Annotated in this window: 17 protein-coding genes and 1 tRNA gene; 7 read left to right on the top strand and 11 right to left on the bottom strand. The window is 72.8% G+C overall.

Annotated elements, in window-relative coordinates; genetic code table 11:
* The first annotated feature begins 232 nt into the window (after positions 1-232).
* The 3 genes from BF93_RS00085 to BF93_RS00075 are packed head-to-tail and all read left to right on the top strand — an operon-like array spanning position 233 to position 3,494.
* Positions 233-1,603 carry an ABC transporter substrate-binding protein gene (locus tag BF93_RS00085; RefSeq protein ID WP_084148138.1) on the top strand — a complete coding sequence of 457 codons (1,371 nt, stop codon included), beginning with the start codon at positions 233-235 and terminating at the stop codon, positions 1,601-1,603.
* On the top strand, positions 1,600-2,574 hold the full coding sequence (locus tag BF93_RS00080; protein WP_084148137.1) for a carbohydrate ABC transporter permease: 975 nt from the start codon (positions 1,600-1,602) through the stop codon (positions 2,572-2,574). The genes BF93_RS00085 and BF93_RS00080 overlap by 4 nt, the downstream gene beginning before the upstream one ends.
* Positions 2,571-3,494, top strand: coding sequence for a carbohydrate ABC transporter permease (locus BF93_RS00075; RefSeq protein ID WP_084148136.1), 924 nt, complete (start codon positions 2,571-2,573; stop codon positions 3,492-3,494). The genes BF93_RS00080 and BF93_RS00075 overlap by 4 nt, the downstream gene beginning before the upstream one ends.
* A 72-nt stretch (positions 3,495-3,566) precedes the next feature.
* Here BF93_RS00075 and rho read toward each other — a convergent pair whose 3' ends face one another.
* The 5 genes from rho to lysA all read right to left on the bottom strand — a co-directional run bounded on the left by rho (position 3,567) and on the right by lysA (position 10,839).
* Positions 3,567-5,591 (bottom strand): transcription termination factor Rho, encoded by a 2,025-nt coding sequence (gene rho, locus BF93_RS00070; protein ID WP_038369930.1) that lies wholly within the window; start codon positions 5,589-5,591, stop codon positions 3,567-3,569.
* Positions 5,592-5,980: 389 nt separating this feature from the next.
* Positions 5,981-6,898 carry a homoserine kinase gene (gene thrB, locus BF93_RS00065; protein ID WP_038369928.1) on the bottom strand — a complete coding sequence of 306 codons (918 nt, stop codon included), beginning with the start codon at positions 6,896-6,898 and terminating at the stop codon, positions 5,981-5,983.
* Complete coding sequence (thrC, locus tag BF93_RS00060; protein WP_038369927.1) at positions 6,895-7,953, bottom strand: threonine synthase; 1,059 nt, start codon at positions 7,951-7,953, stop codon at positions 6,895-6,897. The genes thrB and thrC overlap by 4 nt, the downstream gene beginning before the upstream one ends.
* A gap of 5 nt (positions 7,954-7,958) precedes the next feature.
* Positions 7,959-9,305: a homoserine dehydrogenase gene (locus BF93_RS00055; protein WP_051486328.1), complete on the bottom strand. Its 1,347-nt coding sequence runs from the start codon at positions 9,303-9,305 to the stop codon at positions 7,959-7,961.
* 118 nt (positions 9,306-9,423) lie between these two features.
* Positions 9,424-10,839, bottom strand: a complete 1,416-nt coding sequence (gene lysA, locus BF93_RS00050) for a diaminopimelate decarboxylase (protein WP_038369926.1) — start codon at positions 10,837-10,839, stop codon at positions 9,424-9,426.
* A gap of 214 nt (positions 10,840-11,053) precedes the next feature.
* On the opposite strand from lysA, the gene BF93_RS00045 reads away from it, so the two are divergent.
* Complete coding sequence (locus tag BF93_RS00045) at positions 11,054-13,303, top strand: bifunctional alpha,alpha-trehalose-phosphate synthase (UDP-forming)/trehalose-phosphatase (RefSeq protein ID WP_232226132.1); 2,250 nt, start codon at positions 11,054-11,056, stop codon at positions 13,301-13,303.
* Positions 13,304-13,372: 69 nt separating this feature from the next.
* Here the strand turns inward: BF93_RS00045 and pabB are convergent, their stop codons facing one another.
* From pabB to BF93_RS00015, 6 genes are all read right to left on the bottom strand, one after another.
* A complete protein-coding gene (gene pabB / locus BF93_RS00040; protein WP_038370399.1) occupies positions 13,373-15,250 on the bottom strand; it encodes an aminodeoxychorismate synthase component I in 1,878 nt (625 codons plus the stop codon).
* A 101-nt stretch (positions 15,251-15,351) separates the two neighbouring features.
* A tRNA-Arg gene (locus tag BF93_RS00035) sits at positions 15,352-15,424 on the bottom strand.
* A 75-nt stretch (positions 15,425-15,499) separates the two neighbouring features.
* Positions 15,500-16,552, bottom strand: a complete 1,053-nt coding sequence (gene tsaD, locus BF93_RS00030) for a tRNA (adenosine(37)-N6)-threonylcarbamoyltransferase complex transferase subunit TsaD (RefSeq protein WP_038369923.1) — start codon at positions 16,550-16,552, stop codon at positions 15,500-15,502.
* Complete coding sequence (locus BF93_RS00025; protein WP_038369922.1) at positions 16,549-17,469, bottom strand: M23 family metallopeptidase; 921 nt, start codon at positions 17,467-17,469, stop codon at positions 16,549-16,551. Before BF93_RS00025 ends, tsaD begins: the two co-directional genes overlap by 4 nt.
* Before the next feature lie 277 nt (positions 17,470-17,746).
* Positions 17,747-18,799, bottom strand: coding sequence for a hemolysin family protein (locus BF93_RS00020; protein ID WP_038369921.1), 1,053 nt, complete (start codon positions 18,797-18,799; stop codon positions 17,747-17,749).
* Positions 18,792-20,129 (bottom strand): hemolysin family protein, encoded by a 1,338-nt coding sequence (locus BF93_RS00015; RefSeq protein ID WP_038369920.1) that lies wholly within the window; start codon positions 20,127-20,129, stop codon positions 18,792-18,794. Before BF93_RS00015 ends, BF93_RS00020 begins: the two co-directional genes overlap by 8 nt.
* Before the next feature lie 205 nt (positions 20,130-20,334).
* Between BF93_RS00015 and BF93_RS00010 the strand changes: the two genes are divergently transcribed.
* The 3 genes from BF93_RS00010 to BF93_RS19200 form a co-directional block, all read left to right on the top strand.
* Positions 20,335-21,123 (top strand): response regulator transcription factor, encoded by a 789-nt coding sequence (locus BF93_RS00010; RefSeq protein WP_051486327.1) that lies wholly within the window; start codon positions 20,335-20,337, stop codon positions 21,121-21,123.
* A gap of 4 nt (positions 21,124-21,127) precedes the next feature.
* Positions 21,128-22,162 carry a sensor histidine kinase gene (locus BF93_RS00005; protein ID WP_038369919.1) on the top strand — a complete coding sequence of 345 codons (1,035 nt, stop codon included), beginning with the start codon at positions 21,128-21,130 and terminating at the stop codon, positions 22,160-22,162.
* Between the two features lie 146 nt (positions 22,163-22,308).
* On the top strand, positions 22,309-22,509 hold a 201-nt coding region (locus tag BF93_RS19200; protein ID WP_156953998.1), incomplete at its 3' end, for a 2-oxoglutarate dehydrogenase E1 subunit family protein.

Here is a 22,509-nt window from a genome sequence, read left to right as displayed (position 1 = left end):
GGCGGGGATCGACAAGTCCTTTCCCGTTCCGGCTGCCCGCACGGGGGCGCGGAGCCCTCGCCGAGGCTCCGCGAGCGGGCATCGGGCGGTCTCCGGGTGGTCACGACGGACGCGGAGCCGTTGACGGCACGGAGAGCCGATGCAATGATCTCCGACAGCCGTGAACGTTCACGGCCTCCTGACGGCCGTGAACGTTCACGGCCGCCCGACACCACTCGATGAGGAGGGTGCCATGCCCACTGTCCCTGACCACGGACCGCCCCGGCGCACGGGGCTGTCCCGCGGCGTCGCCGACGCCCTGACCCGCCGCCCGTCGCGGCGCTCCCTGCTGCGCGGGGGTGCCGCAGCCCTGGGAGCCGGCGCGCTCGCGCCGTCGCTCGCGGCCTGCGGCTCCGACCCGAGCATCTCCGAGGACCCCGATGAGCTGGTCCTGTGGTACTGGAACCGCTCGGCCAGCCCGATCCTGCTGGACCAGGCCGCCGAGCAGATCCCCGGCACCAGCAAGCATCTGCGCGCCGACGTGATCGGCACCAGCTTCGACACGAAGCTGCGCACGAGCCTCGCGGGGAACGCCTACATCCCCGACATCACGTACATCAACTCCAACAACGCCCTCTACTTCACCAACGAGGACCTGTTCCTGGACCTCGGAGAGCTCGGCGCGGATGCCGTTCGCGGCGACTACTTCGACTGGAAGTGGAACCTCGGCATGACGCCGAAGGGCCGCTTCTGCTTCTTCCCGCTCGACATCGGCCCCACCGGCTACTTCTTCCGGCAGGACGTCTTCGAGGAGGCCGGGCTGCCCACCGACCCCGCGGAAGTCGGGGCCGCGATCGCGACCTGGGAGTCCTGGATCGAGCTGGGGACCGAGCTCAAGGGCGCCACCGGCTCCTTCCTCATGAACGACGCCCAGGCCGTGTACGAGGGCTTCCTCAACTCCTCTCCCGAGCGCTACTTCGACACCGACGACACCCCGCTGTACGAGAAGCCGGACTCCGCGGTGCGGCAGGCCTGGGACACGGCCGTCGCCGCGATCCAGGCCGGGATCACCGCCCGGATCCCCCGCGACCGCGGCACCGACCAGAACGCCGCCTGGTCCAGCGGGCGCACCGCCGGGCAGATCGGCGCGGCCTGGTGGACGCAGGTCCTCGAGGAGTCGGCACCGGACACCGGCGGACTGTGGCGCATCGCCGATCAGCCCGTGAGGGCGGGGAACAGCGGCGGATCCTTCGCCGCGCTCCCCCACACCTGCAAGGACCCCGAGGCCGCGCTGGCCTTCGTGATGTGGATCAACAGCCCGGAGAATCAGGCGATCGCCTACGACGACGTGCAGCTGTTCCCCTCGACCCCGGGCTCCTTCGACTCCCCGAAGATGGCCTACGACGGCGACTTCTACGGGGACCAGAACCCGCTGGACTTCTTCTCCGCCGCGGCGGAGACCGTGCCGTCCTCCTTCATCAGCACCTGGGAGACGGTGATCGGCGGGTCGTTCAGCCTGGAGATCACCAACGTCGAGACCTCGGGCAAGGATCCCGAGCAGGCCTGGGACGACGCCGTCGCCCAGGCCGCCAAGGTCCTCACCAAGAGAGGAGTGGAGGCATGAGCACCGCCACCGCCGCCCCCGCGTCGCCCTCCGCCCCGGAGGCCGCATCCGCCCGCCGACGCCGGAAGGTCCGCGAGCGGCTCCCGATCTACCTCGCGATCTCCCCCTTCTACCTGCTGTTCGCGGTCTTCGGGCTGTTCCCCATCCTGTTCTCGATCGTCCTGTCGTTCACCGACTGGGACGGCATGGGCGACATCTCCTTCGTGGGCCTGGCGCAGTACCAGTTCCTGCTCAGCGACGGCCGCTTCTGGAACGCTGTGGGGAACACGTTCATCATCTGGTTCCTCTCCACGATCCCGATGCTGTTCTTCGCCCTGGTCATCGCGTTCCTGTTGCATCAGAACATCCGGTTCACCAAGGTCTACCGGGTCGCGTTCTTCCTCCCGAACGTCACCTCGATGGTGGCCATGGCGATCGTGTTCGGCTCGGTCTTCTCCGACACCTTCGGCCTGGTGAACTCCGCGCTGACGGCGCTGGGCCTCGGCTCGATCCCGTGGCTGTCCACCAGCTGGGGCATCAAGGTCACCATCGCGATCATGGTGATCTGGCGCTTCACGGGCTACAACGCCATCATCTACCTGGCCGGGCTGCAGTCGATCCCGACCGACCTGTACGACGCGGCGAAGGTCGACGGCGCCAACCTCCGGCAGGTCTTCACCCGGGTCACCGTCCCCATGATGCGGCCGATCATCCTGTTCACCGTCATCACCTCCACGATCGGCGGCCTGAGCCTGTTCACCGAGCCGCAGGTCCTGCTGGGCAACTCCGGCGGCGCCGGCGAGGCCGGCATGACCATCGTGCTCTACCAGTACAACCAGGCGTTCACGCAGTTCGACTTCGGCTACGGCTCGGCCATCGCCTGGGCGCTGTTCCTCATCGCGGCCGTCTTCGCGATCATCAACTGGCGCCTGGTCTCCGGTCGCAGCGACGCCGCCGACCGCACCCCGCGCCGCAAGGAGGCCCGCCGATGAGCACCACCACCACTCCCGGCCCCGTCGCCCCGGTCCCCTCCGCCGGAGGGGCGGAGCCCCGATCCAGCTCCCCCGTCGGCTCGAAGCACCCGGTCGCCTCCCGGCGGATCGGCGCGATCGTCACCCACCTGTGCGTGATCATCGGCGTGCTGCTGTCGATCTTCCCGTTCTACTGGCTGATCGTCATGTCCACGTCGACCACCGCAGAGATCTTCGGCTACCCGCCGAAGCTCACCTTCGGCAGCAGCTTCGGCGAGAACGTCCGCAACGTCGTGGCGAGCGTGGACCTGCTGCAGGCGCTGCTGAACACGATCATCGTCTCCGGGGCCTGCGCCCTGCTGGTGATGTTCTTCGACTCCCTGGCGGCCTTCGCCTTCGCGAAGTTCGACTTCCCCGGACGCACCCCGCTGTTCATCCTGCTCATCGCGACCATGCTGGTGCCCGGCAGCCTCTCCCTGGTGCCGAGCTTCATCCTCATGTCGGAGCTGGGCTGGGTGGGGACGCTGCAGGCGCTGATCGTCCCCGGAGCGGCGAACGCCTTCGGCATCTTCCTGCTGCGGCAGATGGCCGCCGGGTCCATCCCCGACGAGCTGGTCGAGTCCGCCCGCATCGACGGCGCCGGGTTCTTCCGGACCTATTGGAGCGTCGGCGTGCCGATGCTGCGCGGCGGTCTCGCGTTCCTGGGCATCTTCACCTTCATCACCGCCTGGAACGACTACGTGTGGCCGCTGATCGTGCTGGTGGATCCGCAGCGGCAGACCCTCCAGACGGCCCTGCAGAACCTCAACTCCCTGTACCTGACCGACTACGGCATGGTCATGGCCGGGGCGCTGATCAGCGTCGTGCCGCTGATCGGCGTGTTCATCATCGGCTCGCGCCACTTCATCGCGAACATCGCGGCCGGAGCGGTCAAGGGCTGATCCCCGCCCCCTCAGCGCGACGACGCCCCGCCGATCCGGCGGGGCGTCGTCGTGCTGCGGGGCGGCGGGCGATCAGTCGTTCGCGCGGCCGTTCACGCTCGGGGTGTTCTTCTGCACCGTCATGAGGAACTCGGTGTTGGACTTCGTCTTCTTGATCCGCTCCAGGAGCAGCTCGAGCGCCTGCTGCTGCTCGAGGGCGCCGAGGACGCGACGCAGCTTCCACATGATCGCGAGCTCGTCCTTGCCCATGAGCTCCTCCTCGCGGCGGGTGCCGGAGGCGTTGACGTCCACGGCCGGGAAGATGCGGCGATCGGCGAGCGAGCGGGACAGGCGCAGCTCCATGTTGCCGGTGCCCTTGAACTCCTCGAAGATCACCTCGTCCATCTTCGAGCCGGTCTCCACCAGCGCCGAGGCGAGGATGGTCAGCGAGCCGCCGTGCTCGATGTTGCGGGCCGCGCCGAAGAACCGCTTGGGCGGGTACAGCGCCGAGGCGTCGACACCGCCGGAGAGGATGCGACCGGAGGCCGGGGCCGCCAGGTTGTAGGCCCGCGAGAGGCGGGTCAGCGAGTCCAGCAGCACGACCACGTCGCGGCCCATCTCGACCAGGCGCTTGGCGCGCTCGATGGCGAGCTCGGCGACGATGGTGTGGTCCGAGGCCGGGCGGTCGAAGGTCGAGGCGATGACCTCGCCCTTGACCGTGCGCTGCATGTCCGTGACCTCCTCGGGGCGCTCGTCGACGAGCACGACCATGAGGTGGACCTCGGGGTTGTTCGTGGTGATCGCGTTGGCGATCTGCTGCATGATGATCGTCTTGCCGGCCTTCGGGGGCGCGACGATGAGGCCGCGCTGGCCCTTGCCGATCGGCGAGACGAGGTCGATCACGCGCGGCGCGAGACCCAGCGGGGCGGTCTCCAGGCGCAGGCGCTCGTCCGGGTACAGCGGGGTGAGCTTGCTGAAGTCCACGCGGGAGCGGGCGCGCTCGGCGGTCATGCCGTTGATCGTGTCGATCTGGACGAGCGCGGCGAACTTGCCCTGGTTGCCGCCGCTGTTCTTGCCGCGACGGTTGCGGCCGCCGGAGTACTGCTGCGGCGGCGCCTCGCGCTCCTCGCCCTCGCGCGGGGCCTGGACCTGGCCGACGATCGCATCGCCCTTGCGCAGACCGTGGCGGCGCACCTGGTTCATCGTCACGTAGACGTCGCTGGGACCGGGCAGGTAGCCGGTGGTGCGGATGTATGCGTTGTTGTCGCGGATGTCGAGGATCCCGGCGACGGAGACGAGCTCGTCGCCGTCTCGGACCTCGGGATCGTCGTTCTGGGAGCGGCCCTGGTCGCGGCCCTGATCCCGGCCCTGGTCCTGGCCGCCCTCGCCGCCCTGGCCGCCGCGCCCGCGGCGCTTGCGGTCGCGGGTGCGGTTGCGCGAGCGGCGACCCCGGCGGTCCTCGCCGTCCTGGTCCTCGCCGCGGCCGGAGCCCTCCGCGTCCTCGGCGCCGCGCGCCGGGAGCTCGATGTCCTCGATGCGGCGCGGGCGGTCCCGGCGGTTGCCGCGTCCCGGACGCTCGCCGTCCTGACGCTGCTCGTCGCGATCCTGCTCGCGATCGGAGCGGCGTCCGCCCTCGCGGTCGGAGCGGCCCTGGCCCTGCTCGCGATCGGAGCGGCCCTGCCCCTGCTCACGATCGGAGCGGCCACGGCGCTGGCCGCGCTCCTGGTCCTGCTCCTGGCCGGAGTCGCGGCGGGAGTCCTCGCGGCGCGAGTCGTCCTGCCGGCCCGAGCGGCTGGGCAGCTCGATGTCCAGCTCGGGGCTGCGCGCGGGGGCGGAGCTCTCGGCGCGGGGCGCCTCGGCCGCCGGCGCGGCGGGAGCCTCGGCGGCGGCCGCGGGCTGGGCGGCCGGGGCCTCGGCGGCGGGGGCGCTCTTCGCGGGGGCCGCGGAGCCGCCCTGCGCGGGGCCGGAACCTCCGCCGCGGATCGCCTCGATGAGGTCGTTCTTGCGCAGGCGGCGCACGTTCTTGATGCCCATGGAGGCGGCGATGGCCTGCAGCTCCGGGAGCTTCTTCGCCGCGAGCGAGGTGTTCTCGCCCGAGGCGGCGGTGGTGTCGTTCACCCAGGTTCCTTCCTGTGGAGCCGATGGTCTCGGCTCGTCGTGCCCGGCATGCGGCCGGGAGCGCTGTGACGGATCCCGGACCGCCAGGGGCCGCTCTCGGCCCGCCGTGCGGTGATCAGGGGATCGTTGTCCGGCGGAGGGAGCACGCCGCGAGGAGCGGCGGGCGGGTTCCACGTCCGTCGAGAAGATGGTTCTGGTGCGTCGGCGTCCCGTGACCGGATGCGGACTGTCGCATGCGGTCGATGCGGGGTGCGGGCGCGGAGAGCCGTGGTCCGGGGACCGGGCTCATGCACCGGAGCACTGCGCTGCGAGGTGGGGTTCGTCGTTGCGGCGCCGGTCCCGGGTCCGGGAGAGGTCGTCGCAGTGGCGTTCTCCGCCTGGACGCGCCCTCAACCTACCACAGCGGGCGCCGCGCCCGTGGTGTCCAGGCCGACACGTGCCAGGCGCCACTGCTCGGGCCGATCCACCACCCGGCGCACGAGCGAGGAGAGGCGGTCGTGATCCCCTGCGAGGACGAGCACCGTCGGCCCCGCCCCGGAGATCACCGCCGGGAACCCCTCGGACCGCAGCACCCGCATCAGCTCCACGCTCTGCGGCATGCCCGGGGCCCGCTGCTCCTGGTGGAGGCGCTCCTCGGTGGCGGGAAGCAGCAGGGACGGGTCCGTGGCCAGGGCGTGCACCAGCAGGGCCGCACGGCCGGCAGTGAAGGCCGCATCGGCGTGCGGGACCTCGGCCGGCAGCAGGGAGCGGGCCTTCGCGGTGGACAGCGTCGCCTCGGGGCGCAGCACGATCGGGTTCAGGGCGCCCTCGGCGACCGCGAGACGCACGGTGCGGGGCACCTCCTGCTGCATCCACGAGAGGGTGACGCCGCCCAGCAGGGCCGGAGCGGCGTTGTCGGGGTGGCCCTCGATCGCGGTGGCGAGGGCGAGCACCGCCTGGTCGTCCAGGCCCGCGGGATCCGCGATGAGCCCGCGGGCCAGCAGCAGGCCGGCGACCGCGGCCGCGGCGCTCGAGCCCAGCCCCCGGCCGTGCGGGATGCGGTTGCGGGTGCGCAGGCGCACGCCGATCTGAGGGGCGCCCGCGTGGTCCAGGCCGATGCGCAGGGCCCGCACCACGAGGTGGTCCTCGGTGCGCGGGACGTCCTGGGCGCCCTCGCCGGTCACCTCGATCTCGAGGCCGCCGGCGACGGCCTCGACCTCCAGGTCGTCATGGAGTCCCAGGGCGAGGCCCATCGCGTCGAAGCCCGGCCCGAGGTTCGCGCTCGTGGCCGGGACGCGGACCGCCGCGCTCCGGCGGCCGATCCTCACAGGCCCATCGCCTCCGCGGCGGCGTTGACATCCGCCTCGACGACGGTCGGGGTGAGATCGCGGCGCGAGAGCGCGGTGTCGATGTCCTTGAGCCCGTTCCCGGTGACGGTGATCGCGATCCGCGCCCCGGCGGGGACCAGGCCGCGGGAGGACTGCTGCAGCAGCCCGGCGACGCCGGCGGCGGAGGCTGGCTCGACGAAGATGCCGACCTCTCCGGCCAGGATCTCCTGGGCATCGAGGATCTGCTCGTCGGAGACCGCGCCGATCAGGCCGCCGGAGTCGTCGCGGGCGGCGACGGCGAGGTCCCAGGAAGCGGGGGCGCCGATGCGGATGGCGGTCGCGATCGTCTCCGGGTTCGGGATCGGGCGGCCGGCGGTGAACGGCGCGGCGCCCTCGGCCTGGAAGCCCCACATCTGCGGGACGGAGGAGGTGATGCCCTTGTCGCGGTACTCCTGGTAGCCCATCCAGTAGGCGGAGATGTTGCCCGCGTTGCCGACGGGCAGGATGTGCACGTCCGGGGCGCCGCCGAGCGCATCGGCGATCTCGAAGGCGGCGGTCTTCTGGCCCTGCAGGCGGTAGGGGTTCACGGAGTTCACGAGCTCGACGGGGTACTGGGCGTCGAGCTTGCGGGCGATCTCGAGGCAGTCGTCGAAGTTGCCGTCGATCTGGACCAGCTGGGCCCCGTGGACGACGGCCTGGGCGAGCTTGCCGGCGGCGATCTTGCCCTGCGGCAGCAGCACCACGCAGCCGATCCCGGCGCGGGTGGCGTAGGCGGCCGCGGAGGCGGAGGTGTTGCCGGTGGAGGCGCACACGACCTTCTGGGCGCCGTCGCTGACGGCGCGGCTCATCGCCGAGACCATGCCGCGGTCCTTGAAGGAGCCGGTCGGGTTCATGCCCTCGACCTTGATGTGCACCTCGGCGCCGACGGTCTGCGAGAGCGTCGGGGAGTGCACCAGCGGCGTGCCGCCCTCCCCCAGCGTGAGCAGGGTGTCGTCATCCCCGAACGGGAGGTGCTCGCGGTACTCGGCGATCACGCCGCGCCACTGATGTGCCATGTGGATCATTCCCCTTCGAGGCGGAGGACGGAGTCGATGCTCTGGACCGCGGGCCGGGCGGAGAGCTCGTCGAGGGCTGCCGTGGTGGACTGCTCGCGGGCCCGATGGGTGGAGATGCCGATCACGGCCCGCTCCCCCGTGCCCTCGCCCTCCGGGAGCGGCTGCTGATGGATGGTGGAGATGGAGATGCCGTGCGAGGACAGGCACCCGGCGACGTCGGCGAGGACGCCGGGGCGGTCCTCCACGGTCAGCGCCAGGTAGAAGCGGGTGCGCAGGTCGCCGATCCCGGCGATGGGCAGCTCCGCGTAGGCCGACTCGCGCGGGCCGTAGCCGCCGTGCACGCGCTGGCGCGCGACGCCGACCACATCGCCCAGCACCGCGGAGGCGGTGGGGGTGCCCCCGGCGCCCTGGCCGTAGAACATGAGCGATCCGGCGGCCTCCGCCTCGACGAACACCGCGTTGTAGGCCTCGGAGACCGAGGCCAGAGGATGGGAGTCGGGGATCATCGCGGGATACACGCGCGCGGAGACCCGCTCCTCGTCGCCGTCCACGATCCGCTCGACGATGCTCAGCAGCTTGATGGTGCGCCCCATGCGGCGGGCCGCCGCGATGTCCTCGGCGGTGACCTCGGTGATGCCCTCGCGGTGCACGTCGCCGAGGCCCACCCGGGTGTGGAAGGCGAGGGAGGCCAGGATCGATGCCTTCGCGGCGGCGTCGTAGCCCTCGACGTCGGCCGTGGGATCGGCCTCGGCGTAGCCCAGCTCCTGGGCGCGGGCGACGACCTCGGCCTGGTCCGCGCCGGTGCGCGTCATCGCGTCCAGGACGAAGTTGGTGGTGCCGTTGACGATGCCCATCACGCGCTGGATGCGGTCCCCGGCGAGGGACTCGCGGATCGGCCGGACCAGCGGGATCGCGCCGGCGACGGCCGCCTCGAAGCTGAGGTCCACGCCGTGGCGGTCCGCGGCCTCGTAGAGGGTGGCGCCGTCCTGCGCGAGCAGCGCCTTGTTGGCGGTCACGACGCTCGCCCCGGACTCGAGGGCCGAGAGGATCAGGCTGCGCGCCCGCTCGATGCCGCCCATCACCTCGATGACGAGGTCGGCCTGCGTGACCAGGGACTCTGCATCGGTGGTCAGCAGGGACGGATCCACGTGCTCGCCGCGGTCGCGGTCGAGGTCGCGCACGGCCACGCCGATCACCTCGAGGCGGGCCCCGATGCGATGCGTGAGCTCCTCGCCGTGGATCCGCATCAGCCGCAGCACCTCGGAGCCGACGGTGCCGGCGCCCAGGAGCGCCACGCGCAGGGTCGGGCGGGGGTCGTCACCGGGATGGGGGGCGGGGGCCGCAGACGTCATTCGGGGGTCCTTCCGGGCAGGCGGTCGGGGCGACGGGGCACCGTGAACTCTAACGGAGCAGGCATGAACAGGTTGCCCCGTATGAACGTGTGGGACGGGCGGGATGCGCGCGGCCGGATCAGCCGACGTCCAGGGCGAGCAGGTCGTCCTCGGTCTCGCGGCGCACGATGGTGCGCACCGTCCCGTCCTTGACGGCGACCACGGCCGGACGCGGCACGTGGTTGTAGTTCGAGGCGAGGGAATAGCAGTAGGCCCCGGTCACCGGCACCGAGACGAGGTCCCCGCGCCGGACGTCGGCGGGGAGGTACTCGTCCTTGACGACGATGTCGCCGCTCTCGCAGTGCTTGCCGACCACGCGCACGACGGCGGGGGCGGCGTCGGAGGTGCGCCCCGAGAGCAGGCAGGAGTAGTCCGCGTCGTACAGGGCGGTGCGCACGTTGTCGCTCATGCCGCCGTCGACGGAGACGTACACGCGGTGGTGCGGGCCGCCGAGGTGGACGTCCTTGACGGTGCCCACCGTGTAGAGGGTCTGGGTGGAGGGCCCGGCGATGGCGCGGCCGGGCTCGAAGGCCACGTGCGGCACGGGGAGGTCCAGCTCGTGGCACTGCTTCTCGACGATCCCGGCGATGCCGTCGGCGAGCGCCTCCGCCGGGGACGGCGTGTGCTGGGAGTTGTACATGACGCCGAAGCCGCCGCCGAGGTCGAGATGGTCGATGGTGTGGCCCAGCTCGTCCCGCACCCGGGCGACGAGGTCCAGCACGCGGCGGGCGGCGACCTCGAAGCCGCCGGTGTCGAAGATCTGGGAGCCGATGTGGGAGTGCAGGCCGATCAGCTCGAGGTCGGCGTCGTGCTCCAGGGCGCGGGCCACCGCCGTGAAGGCGTCCCCGGCGGTGAGGGAGATGCCGAACTTCTGGTCCTCGTGGGCGGTGGCGATGAACTCGTGGGTGTGCGCCTCGACGCCGGTGGTGATGCGCAGCATCACCGGGGCGCGCACCCCGGTCTCGCGGGCGAGGCTCGCGATGCGGTCGATCTCCTCGATGGAGTCGGCGACGATCCGGCCCACCCCGGCGCGCAGGGCCCGCCGCAGCTCCTCGTCGGACTTGTTGTTGCCGTGCAGGGCCAGGCGCTCGGGCGGGAAGCCGGCGCGCAGGGCCACCGCGAGCTCGCCGCCGGTGCACACGTCCAGCCCCAGGCCCTCCTCCTCGACCCAGCGGGCCACGGCGCCGCACAGGAAGGCCTTGCCCGCGTAGTAGGTGCTGGCGCCCGCATGCGGGGCGAAGGCGCGGGCGAAGGCGGTGCGGAAGCGGCGGGCGCGGGCGCGGAAGTCGTCCTCGTCGACCACCAGGGCCGGGGTGCCGATCTCCTCGGCGATGCGGCTCACGCGCACCCCGCCCACGGACAGCTCCCCGTCGGCCTCGCGGCGCGTCGAGCCGGACCACAGGTCCTCGAGGAGGGCGTTCACATCGGCCGGATAGGGCAGCCAGGTGGGGGCGGGATCGTTGCCGTGCAGGGCGCCTGCTTCGTGTGCGCGCATGGTCCAGGGGTCCTTCGGGTGCGGGGACGACGGGGCCGCCGGGGTGCGACGGGACGTCCGGGATCCTATCGGCCGGCGGGCGCGCGGCGCCGGGGCGTCCGATGGCGCCCCCGAGGGAGCCCTCCGCCCGGCCGGCTCGCGCCGGGAACCATCGGCCGTGCTTGGTAGGTTGGGGCGGCCAGGAGTCGTCCGCTCAGCTGTGGAAGGTGGCCCCGTGCCCACACATGATCTCGTGATCGTCGCCAATCGGCTTCCCGTCGACGCCCGCACCCTCCCCGACGGCGCCACGGAATGGGTGACCAGTCCCGGAGGCCTGGTCACCGCCATGGAGTCCGTGATGCGCCATGTGGACAGCGGCGCCTGGGTGGGATGGCACGGCACCGCCGGGGAGGCCCCGGAGCCCTTCGCCGCCGACGGCATGCACCTGTACCCGGTGGCGCTGTCCGCGGAGGACGTCGAGAAGTACTACGAGGGCTTCTCCAACGGGACGCTGTGGCCGCTCTACCACGACGTGATCGTCGACCCGGAGTTCCACCGCGCCTGGTGGGACGCCTATGTGCGCGTCAACCGGCGCTTCGCGCAGGCGGCGGCCGCGGCCACCGCCCCCGGCGGGACGATCTGGGTGCACGACTACCAGCTGCAGCTGGCGCCGGAGATGATCCGGGCCTCGCGGCCCGACGTCCGCATCGGGTTCTTCAACCACATCCCCTTCCCGCCCGTCGAGCTGTTCTCGCAGCTGCCCAAGCGCAACCAGGTGCTGCGCGGCCTGCTCGGCGCGGACCTGGTCGGCTTCCAGCGCGAGTCCGATGCGGTGAACTTCCTCTCCGCGGTGCGCCACCTGCTGGGCTACCAGGTCGACCAGTACACCGCCACCGTCCCCGGGATCGGCTCCGAGCCGGCCCGGCAGGTCGTCGCGAAGTCCTTCCCGATCTCGATCGACACCGCCGCGATCTCCTCGCTGACGGAGGATCCGGCGGTGCGCGAGCGCGCCGCGGAGCTGCGCCGGGAGCTGGGCGAGCCGGACAAGATCGTGCTCGGCGTGGACCGCCTGGACTACACCAAGGGGATCCGCCATCGGCTCAAGGCCTGGGGCGAGCTGCTGCGCGACGGCTCCATCGATCCGCACGACGCGGTGATGATCCAGGTCGCCACGCCCTCCCGCGAGCGCGTCGAGGCCTACCGCCAGCTGCGCGACGAGGTCGAGCTCACGGTGGGCCGCATCAACGGCGACCATGCGCCGATCGGCCGGCCTGCGATCTCCTACCTGCACCGCTCCTTCGACCGTCGCGACATGACGGCGCTGTTCATGGCGGCCGATGTGGTGCTGGTGACGGCGCTGCGCGACGGCATGAACCTCGTGGCCAAGGAGTACGTCGCCTCCCGGCCGGACCTGCGCGGCGTGCTGGTGCTGTCCGAGTTCGCCGGCGCCGCCGATGAGCTGCGCGCCGCGATCCTCGTCAACCCCCACGACATCGACGAGCTGAAGACGGCGATCCTGCAGGCCCTCAAGATGCCCGAGGACGAGCAGGAGCAGGCCATGCTCTCGCTGCGCCGCCAGGTGCTGGACCACGACGTGCAGGCGTGGGCGCACGCCTTCCTCGGCGATCTCGAGTCCGCCGGGCGGCCCGAGGAGATCGCGCGGCCGCCGGTGCGGCTGACCGGCGAGGAGAAGCCTCCGCGCGAGGAGCTGGAGGCGGCTCTCGCCCGCTTCGCCCGCACCCCGCGGATCCTCGTCGCCTCCGACTTCGACGGGGTGCTGGCGCCGATCGTCGCCGACCGCGACGCCGTGGTCCCCGACCCCGACAGCCTCTCCGCCCTGCGCGAGCTCACCGAGGATCCGGGCGTGAACGTCGCCCTGGTCTCGGGCCGCTCGCTGGGCGACCTCGACGCCCATACCCGCATGCCCAGCTCCGTGGTGCTGGTGGGATCGCACGGCGCGGAGGTCGGTGCATTGCCGCCGGACATGAACGCCGGGGTGCTCGACGCCGCGGCGCTGACCATGGACGAGCACAAGGAGGCGCTGCTGGCCTCGATCACCCGCACCCTCGAGGTGATCGCCCAGAAGCACCCCGGCGCCGATGTCGAGCGCAAGCCGATGGCGAGCGTGCTGCACACCCGCACCGCCCGCGGTCGCGGCGCCGTCAACGCGACCGAGTCCGCGCTGGAGTACGCGCGCACCCTGCCGGACGTGAAGGTGACCCCGGGCAAGGAGGTCGTGGAGTTCTCCGTGGTGCAGACGGACAAGGGCACCGCCCTGGAGGCCCTGGCGCGCGCCGCGGCCGTGGACGCCTGGCTGTACCTGGGCGACGACGTCACCGACGAGAGCGTCTTCGTGCGCGGCGGGGAGCACGACCTGACCATCAAGGTGGGCGCGGGCGACACCGCCGCGGCCTTCCGGGTCGACGGCCCCGAGGAGGTCGCGCAGCTGCTGCACGAGATCCTGCGCCTGCGCCGCGAGGGCTGAGCCCGCCGGCGGCGCGGGCAGGACGGCGCGGGGCAGGGCCGGCACGATGCTCCCTCCCCGCGCCGCGGATCAGGTCAGCAGTCGCGCCCGGCGCCGTCCGCGCACCGAGCTGATCAGCGCGATCTCCTCCGCGGCGCGCAGCTCGGCGACGGTGATGCTGCGCTCGACCGCCTCACCGCGCTCCAGCAGCAGGCGCCGGCCGATCCCGGGCAGGCAGCCGTCGCCCTGCGGCGGGGTGCACCAGGTCCCGTCGAGGCGGACCAGCAGGTTCGCGATGCCGGTCTCGGTGACCAGGCCGCCCGGCGCGGTGAGCACGACGTCCTGCACCCGCGCATCGCGCGCCCGGGCGCGCCGCAGGGCCGCGTCCAGGCTCGCGCGGTCGGTCGTCTTGTGGCGCACCTCCGGGGCCTCCGGGTCCCGCGGACGGTCGTCGAGGGCGAGCAGGACCGGGCCCTCCCCCGCCGGCGGCAGCTGCCGCGCGGTGACGGTCGGGGTCCCTGACAGGTCCAGATGCAGGCGCAGCACCCCCGTGCCGCGGGCGGCGGCCTCCTTCCGCAGCAGGGCGCGCAGCGCAGCGCGCTCGCAGGGGATCGCGAAGCGGTCGGCCGACGCCTCGAGACGGTCCAGATGCTCCTCGAGATGGCGGGGGGCTCCGGCATCGACCGCCAGGGTCTCCAGGAGTCCGAACGCGGAGAGGTCCCCCGGGTCGGCGATGACGGCGGCCCCGTCCGTGCCGGGCGCGGCCGACGGCGGAGCCGGGTCGGCATCGCCGGACCGGAGACCCGCGGCAGGATCGGCAAGGCGCTCGAGCACCTGGGACTTGGTGGCGAGCTCGTCCCACTCCCCCTCGGCCCGGGAGCCCCAGGTGACGCCGCCGCCGACCCCGTAGGTCGCGGCGCCGTCCTCGCGGTCCACCACCACGGTGCGGATCGCGACGCTGAAGCGAGTCTCGGGTTCCTGCTCCCCGGCCGCGTCGCGGCGGCGCGGGGCCAGCAGCCCCACCGCCCCGCAGTACACGCCGCGCGGCGAGGACTCCAGCTCCGCGATGATCCCCATGGTGGACAGCTTGGGCGCCCCGGTGATGGAGCCGCAGGGGAACAGGGCCGCCATCAGCTCCTCGAGTCCCAGGTCCGGGTCCACCTCCGCGGTGATGGTGCTGGTGAGCTGCCACAGGGTCGGGTAGGCCTCGGCCTGCAGCAGCTGCGGGACGCGCACCGTCCCGGGCCGGGCGATGCGGGCGAGGTCGTTGCGCAGGAGGTCGGCGATCATCACGTTCTCCGCGCGCTCCTTCTCGCTGCGCAGGAGGTCGGCCCGGGCCGCGGCGTCGCGCGCCGGGCCCGCGGCGCGCGGTGCGGTGCCCTTCATGGGCACGCAGGTCACCATGCTCCCCTGCCGGTGGACGAAGGACTCGGGGCTGGCGCTGAGCACCGCCCATCGGCCCAGGTCGAGATAGGCGCTGTGGGCCGCCCGCTGCCCGATGGCGAGGTCGCGGTAGCAGGCCAGCAGGTCCCCCTCGATCCGCCCGTGCAGGCGATGGGTGAGGTTGACCTGGTAGGTATCGCCCTCGGCGATGGCGGCGCGCACCGCGGCGATGCGCTCGGCGTGCTGGGATCGGGACCATTCGCCGCGCCAGGCCGAGGCCCTGTACTCCCCGGCGCCGGAGACCTCGGGCAGGGGCGCGGGGTCGTCATCGGGCGCATCCGCGATGCCGAAGCGCACCAGCGGCACGCCGTCTGCGGCAGGGATCACCCGGGCGTCCGGGTCCAGCCCCGCCGCGGCCTCGTAGGCGATCATCCCGAACGCCCACGCCCCGGCGTCCACCGCCTCCTGCACGGCGCGCAGCGCCGGGCGGACCTCGCCGGGCGTCCGCGCCTCGATGACGCGGGAGACCTCGCTGAACTGGACGACCGTCCCGGCCAGGAGGTCGTCGAAGCGTGCGTGGGGCATCTGAGCAGGATAGTCGGCGCGGCCCACCGCGCGCCCGGCACGAGAACGGCCCGCATCCCGGATCGGGTCTCCCCGATCGGGATGCGGGCCGTGCGCATCGGTGCCCGCGACAGGATTCGAACCTACGACCTTCTGCTCCGGAGGCAGACGCTCTATCCACTGAGCTACGCGGGCGTGCCGTGCCAGTCTAGCAACGCATCGCCCCAGCTCGGTCCCTGCGGGCGGCCGCGCCGCGGTTCGAGAGATAGCTCACCGCAGCAGCGGCAGCTGGGCCCCGTGGAGGACGGCGGAGGGATCCGCGGCGATGCCGAGCCCGCTGGGCTCGGAGCCCGCGCGGACCAGGAGGTCGCCGACGGCGGCGATCATGGCGCCGTTGTCGGTGCACAGGCGCGGCGGCGGGATGCGCAGCTCGACGCCCTGCTCGGCGCAGCGGCGCGCGGCCACCTCGCGCAGGCGGGCGTTGGCCGCGACGCCGCCGACGATCACGAGCGTGGACAGGCCGCGGTCTGCCACGGCGCGCAGCGACTTGGTCACCAGCACGTCGACGACGGCCTGCTCGAAGGAGGCGGCGATGTCGGTCACCGGGACAGCCTCGCCGGCGCGCTCGATCTTCTCGACCGTGCGGGCCACGGCGGTCTTCAGCCCGGAGAACGAGAAGGTGTACGGGGCGTCGCCCTGGCGCAGCAGGGCGCGCGGGAAGGCGAAGGCCTGCGGGTCCCCGCCCGCGGCGGCGCGGGAGATGGCCGGCCCGCCGGGGTAGCCGAGGCCCAGCAGGCGGGAGACCTTGTCGAAGGCCTCGCCCGCGGCGTCGTCGAGGGTGTCGCCCAGGTGCTCGATGGGATCGAGCACGAGGTCGCCGACGTGGAGGATCGAGGTGTGCCCGCCGGAGACGATGAGCACGATGCTGCGCTCGGGCAGGGGGCCGTGCTCGAGGGTGTCCGCCGCGGCGTGGCCGGCCAGGTGGTGCACGCCGTACAGGGGCACGTCCAGCGACCAGGCCAGCGACTTCGCGGCGGCCAGGCCCACGTGGACGGCGGTGGCCAGTCCGGGGCCGCTGGTCGCGGCGACGTGGGTGATGTCGGACAGCTCGACCCCGGCATCGGCCAGGGCGATGCGCAGGGTGGGGACGGCGGCGGCGAGGTGGGCGCGCGCGGCGATCTCGGGGACGACGCCGCCGAACTCCGCGTGCTGCGCGGCGCTCGAGGCGAGGCCCTGGCCGAGCAGGGTCCCCTCGCTGACGATCCCGAAGCCGGTCTCGTCGCAGGAGGACTCGACGCCCAGGACGACAGGGGTGCGGCTCACTGGAACAGGGTCATCGGGTTGGAGTACGTGCCCGACGCATCCATCTTCGCGAAGTGCAGGTGGCAGCCGGTCGAGCGGCCGGTGGAGCCGACCGAGCCGACGACGTCGCCCTGGGCGATCACGTCGCCCTCGGAGACGGCGAAGTCCTGCAGATGGTAGTAGCCGGTGATGATGCCGTCGCCGTGGTCGACCTTGACGCGGTTCCCGGAGGAGGAGTTGTACTCGACCGCGACCACGGTGCCGGCCTGGGCGGCGTGCACCGGGGTTCCGCAGGCGGCGCCGAAGTCGGTGCCCTCGTGGCCCTTGCGGTAGCCGAGGACGGGGTGGATGCGCACGCCGTAGCCGGAGGTGATGGGGGCGTCCACGGGCTTGATGTAGCCGCTCGAGCTGCCGGCCGAGGCCTCGTACAGCTCGGCGAGCTCGGGGTCGGGGACCTCGACGTGCAGGCCGGTGGTCGTCGCGGTGGTCTCGGCCGCTGCGCTCGAGGAGGGCTGGGTCTGCACGGGGGCGCCGGGGACGGCCGCGGCCTTCTCGGCGGGGGCCTCGCTCGCGGCGGGCGCCTCGGGGGCGGCGGCCTCGGGGGCGGCCTGCGCAGCGGCGGGCTGCTCGGCGGCGGGCTGCTCGGGCACGGAGGCCGAGGCGGCGGGGGCGGCGGCATCGGCCGAGAGGGAGGCGGAGACCTCGGGCAGCGCGACCGCGGGCTCCGCGGTGGGCTCGACCGTCTCGGGAGCGGAGGTCGAGACGCCCTCGACGGCGTCGGCCAGCGGGGCGCTCGCGTCGAGGCCGCCGGCGGTGGCGGAGGCCAGCGGCACGGCGATGGTGGCGGTGGCGAGCGCGCCGAGCATGCCCACCTTGACCGCGCCCGCAGGGACGAGGGAATCGCGGTGCGCGCCCGGGGAGACCTTGAGGGGTCGCACATGTGCTCGTCCAGCAGCGCGATGATTCGCCACGGATGTACCTGCTTCCGATAGACCGTTCCGTATTCCCGTTCGCTCCTGCGACGCCGGACTGGGGGAAGACGCGTCACCGAACAACAGATTCAAATGTACGGACGACAAGAGGCAGGTCCAGGGCTCTGGACCGGGACATTGCCAAGACTTTGCCGTCGCCCGCAGGACCCGGCGCAACCTTGACCTGGGTCCTCCCGCAGGGTGACGGCCGCGACACGGCCCCGCGCACGGGGCCGTGCCGGAATCACACGCGGTGGCGCTGCATGACGTCCTTGACCTCGCCGACGAGCTCCTCGAGGACGTCCTCGAGGAAGACCACCCCGACGCTCCGGGAGGTCGGCGAGTCCACCCGCGCCATGTGCGCGCCGTTGTACTGCATGGCCCGCAGCGCCTCCTCGATCTCGTCGTCGTCGTCGACCGAGACGACGGCCCGGACCAGGCCCGGGGGGATCGGCCGCTCGTAGTCCGCGTCCTCCGCGCCGGGGGCGAGCAGGACGTCCTTGAGGTGCACGTAGCCCACCAGGTCCCCGGCGTCGTTGCGCACGCCGATGCGGCTGTACCCGGTGCGGGCGACGATCTCCTCGATCTGCGCCGGGGAGACGTCATGGGTCACGGTGACGACCTCGGAGATCGGCACCATGACGTCGCGGGCCGTGTGCTCGGAGAACTGGATGGCGCCGCGCAGCAGCCCCTGGTCGTCCTCGAGCAGGCCCTCGCGGCGGGACTCGTCCACGATCGCGGCGATCTCCTCCGCGGTGAACTCGCTCTCGACCTCGTCCCGGGGCTCGACGCGCAGCAGGCGCAGGATGCCGTTGGCGAAGACGTTGAGGATCCAGATCACGGGGGTGAAGATCCGGGCGATCACCACCAGCGGCGGGGCGAGCAGGCACACGGCTCCCACCGGCACGGCGATCGAGATGTTCTTGGGGACCATCTCCCCGAAGACGACGTGCAGGTAGGACGCGATCAGCAGCGCCACGGCGAAGGCGATCGGGTGCACGAGCACCTCGGGCGCGCCCACGCCCTCCAGCAGCGGCTCCAGGAAGTGGGCGATGGCGGGCTCGGCCACGGCGCCCAGCGTCACCGAGCAGACGGTGACGCCGAACTGGGCGGCGGCCAGCATGATCGAGACGTGCTCGATCGCCCACAGGGCGGTGCGGGCCCCGGGGGTGCCGGCGTCCACCAGCGGCTCGAGCTGGCTGCGGCGCGCGCTCATCACCGCGAACTCGGCGCCGACGAAGAAGGCGTTGCCCACCAGCATGGCCAGGCCCAGCAGCAGGGCGGCGGTGTCACTCATCGTCGGCCTCCTCCACCGGGGCGACGCGCACGGAGTCGTCCAGGACCATCAGGCGCACGGAGTCGACGCGGCGCCCGTCCATCGCCAGCACCTCCAGGCGCAGCCCGGCGCTCTCGACGACGTCGCCGGGAGCGGGGATGCGGCGCAGCTCGTCCATCAGCAGACCGCCGAGGGTGTCGTAGTCGGTGGACTCGGGCACGATCACGCCCAGCTCGCGGCGGATCTCGTCGGGGCGCATGAGGCCGGAGACCACCCAGCCGCGCTCGCTCTCGCGGGCGTAGCGCTCGGGCTCGTCCTCGTCGTGCTCGTCGTTGACCTCGCCGACGATCTCCTCGATGACGTCCTCCAGGGTCACGATCCCGGAGGTGCCGCCGTACTCGTCGACCACCACGGCCAGCTGGGCGCCCAGGTCGCGCAGGTCCAGCAGCAGGTTGTCCAGGGGCACGGTCTCGGGCAGGCGGTGGACGTCGGCCATGATCGAGCGGACCGGGGTCCCCGCGCGCTCGGCGCGCGGCACGGTCACGGCCTGGCGCACCTGCACCACGCCGACCACGTCGTCCTCGCTGCCGTCGATGACGGGGAAGCGCGAATGGCCGCTGGTCCGGCTCAGCTCGAGGACCTCGGCGGCGGAGGCGGAGGCGTCCACCGCGATCATGGCCCCGCGGTGGGTCATGACATCGGCCGCCTCGCGGTCGGCGAGGGCGAGGGTCCGGCTGAGCAGCACCGCGGTGCCGCGGTCGAGGCTGCCGGCCCGGGCGCTGTGCCGCACCAGGTAGTCCAGCTCCGCGGGCGAGCGCGCCGCGGAGAGCTCCTCCTGCGGCTCGATGCCCACCAGGCGCAGGATCGCGTTCGCGGTCGAGTTGAACACGGCGATCAGGGGGCGGAACACGGTGGTGAAGAAGTGCTGCAGCGGCGCGACGACCTTGGCGGTCGCCATCGGCGCGGCGATCGCGAGGTTCTTCGGGACCAGCTCGCCGAACAGCATCGAGAAGGCGTAGGCGATCGCCATCGCGGCGACCACGGAGACCGGGCCGACGGCGGAGCCGGGGATGCCCAGGGCCGCCGCGACCGGGCTCAGCAGGCCCGCCAGGGGGTCCTGCACCGCGAAGCCGAACAGCAGCGTGGTGATCGTGATGCCCAGCTGGGCGCCGGAGAGGTTGGTCGAGAGGTGGGTCAGGGCCGAGAGCACGCCGGCGGCGCGGCGGTCGCCGCCCTGCTGGGCCTTCTCGACGGTGTGGCGGTCCAGGGCCACGAGGGAGAACTCCGAGGCCACGAAGACGGCGGTGCCTGCGGTGAGCAGCACGCCGACGGCCAGAAGGATCCAGGTCACGTGAGGGCCTCCCCGAGGGCGGGGAGTGCGCGCACCGCCGGGTGGCCGGCACGGGGTGCCTGGGCCGCGGGCGGGCGCGCGCCGGTACTCGGCGCGGGGGATTCGTCCATAGTGGCCGGAAGTCTACGACAGGACGGAGCCCTCCCGACGGCGGCGCTCGGCGGCTTTCCGGGAACGGCTCGGGAGGCGCCAGTACAGTGACGGCATGTCGACCTCACGCCCTGATGCCGCTCGTCCTGCCCCGCCCGCCGGCGCGGCCGCGCCCACGCGCGTGGTCGTCATCGAGGACGAGCCCACCATCACCAGCGCGATCGCCGACCGGCTCACCGCCGAGGGCTGGGAGGTCTCCACCGCGCTGGACGGCGTCACGGGCGTGGAGACGGTCCTGCGGGTGCGCCCCGACGTGGTCGTGCTGGATGTGATGCTGCCCGGGATCGACGGGCTCGAGGTGTGCCGGCGCATCCAGGCCGACTCCCCCGTCGCCGTGCTGATGCTCACCGCCCGCGACGACGAGACGGACATGCTCATCGGCCTCGGGGTCGGGGCCGACGACTACATGACCAAGCCCTTCTCCATGCGCGAGCTGGTGGCCCGGCTCAAGGTGCTGCTGCGCCGGGTGCGTCGCGCCGAGCCCGCGACCCCTCCCCCGGACGCGGCCGATGCGCAGGTGGCCCTGCAGATCGGCGATCTCCTGATCGACCGCGCGGGCCGCCGCGTGATGAGGGCGGGCGTGCCCGCCCATCTCACGCCCACCGAGTTCGATCTCCTGCTGTGCCTGGCCAGCTCCCCCGGCACCGTGCTCACCCGAGAGCACCTGCTGGCCGACGTCTGGGACTGGGTCGATGCCACCGGGACCCGCACCGTGGACTCCCACGTCAAGGCCCTGCGCCGCAAGCTCGGCTCCGACCTGGTGCGCACCGTCCACGGCGTCGGCTACGCCCTGGAGATCCCCGAGGATCCCGAGGACGTCGACGCCCCCGCCCCGGAGGCCTGAGCAGATGGCGCGGCGCCCCCTGGACCGGCTGGGGTCGTTCAAGGTCAAGCTCGGCGCGGTGGTGGTCGCCGCCGTCACCCTGACCGCCGTGCTGACCTGGCTGAGCGCCTCCGCCGCCCTGGACCCGTGGCTCGCGATCCCGGTCGCGATCATCGCCGCGCTGGTGCTCACGCAGGTGCTCGCGCACGGCATGACCTCCCCGCTGCGGCAGATGACCCGCGCGGCCCAGGCCATGTCCCACGGGGACTACGGCCAGCGGATCGACGCCAGCAGCAACGACGAGGTGGGCGAGCTGGCCCGGGCGTTCACCTCCATGGCCTCGGAGCTGCAGCAGACCGACCTGCTGCGCCGCGAGCTGGTCGCGAACGTCTCCCATGAGCTGCGCACCCCGGTCGCCGGGCTGCGCGCCCAGCTGGAGAACCTCGTCGACGGCGTCACCGAGCCGGACCCGGCGGCCCTGTCGGTGGCCCTGAACGAGACCGAGCGGCTCTCGAGCCTCGTGGACCACCTGCTGGACCTCTCCCGGATCGACGCGGGCGTGACCGACGTGAGCATCGAGCGGATCGAGCTGACGCCGTTCCTGCACGAGGTCGCCGATGCCGCGGCGCTCGGCGCGGGCGCGCGGGGCCGGGACGTGCGCTGGGCCATCGACGTGGAGCCGCCCCAGCTGACCTTCCTCGCCGATCCCGCCCGCATGCACCAGGTGATCGCGAACCTGCTCGACAACGCCTCGCGCCACTCGCCCCCGGGGGGCCGGGTGCGGGTGCGGGCCCGGGCCGACGAGGAGCGGCGCACCGTCGTCATCGAGGTGAGCGACGAGGGCCCCGGCATCCCGCACGCCGAGCGGGAGCTCGTCTTCGAGCGCTTCCAGCGGGGAGGGCGCTCGGACGCCACCGGCGGCACCGGGCTGGGCCTGGCGATCGCCCGCTGGGCGGTGAACCTCCACGGCGGCACCATCGAGGTCGGCGACGACCCGAGCTCGGCCGCGAGCGAGCACGGCGCCTCCTCCCTGATCCGGGTCACGCTCCCCGATGCGTGAGCGCTCCCGCGGCGCGGCCGATGTGCATCGGCCCACACCGTGCGCAGCCCCTGCGCAGCGCGTCCCCGGCGTCCACATTCCGGTCCGTGCTCGGCTAGGCTGAGCAGGTCATCACCCACGACGTTCAGAAGGCTGGCGATCGCAGCGTGTCACAGCAGACACCACCCCCCGAGGACGAGGCCCCCGAGTTCGGCCCCAACCAGTGGCTCGTGGATGCGCTCCACGAGCAGTGGACCGAGGATCCCACCAGCGTCGACCCCAGCTGGGCGGAGTTCTTCCGCTCGCGGTCGACCCCGGCGGAGCGGGGCGTGAGCACCGCATCCGAGCCCGTCGTGCAGGAGGACTCC

It is taken from the genome of Brachybacterium phenoliresistens, assembly GCF_000576425.1.
In the GTDB taxonomy this organism is placed as follows: domain Bacteria; phylum Actinomycetota; class Actinomycetes; order Actinomycetales; family Dermabacteraceae; genus Brachybacterium; species Brachybacterium phenoliresistens.
This window is presented reverse-complemented; position numbering and strand designations above follow the sequence as displayed.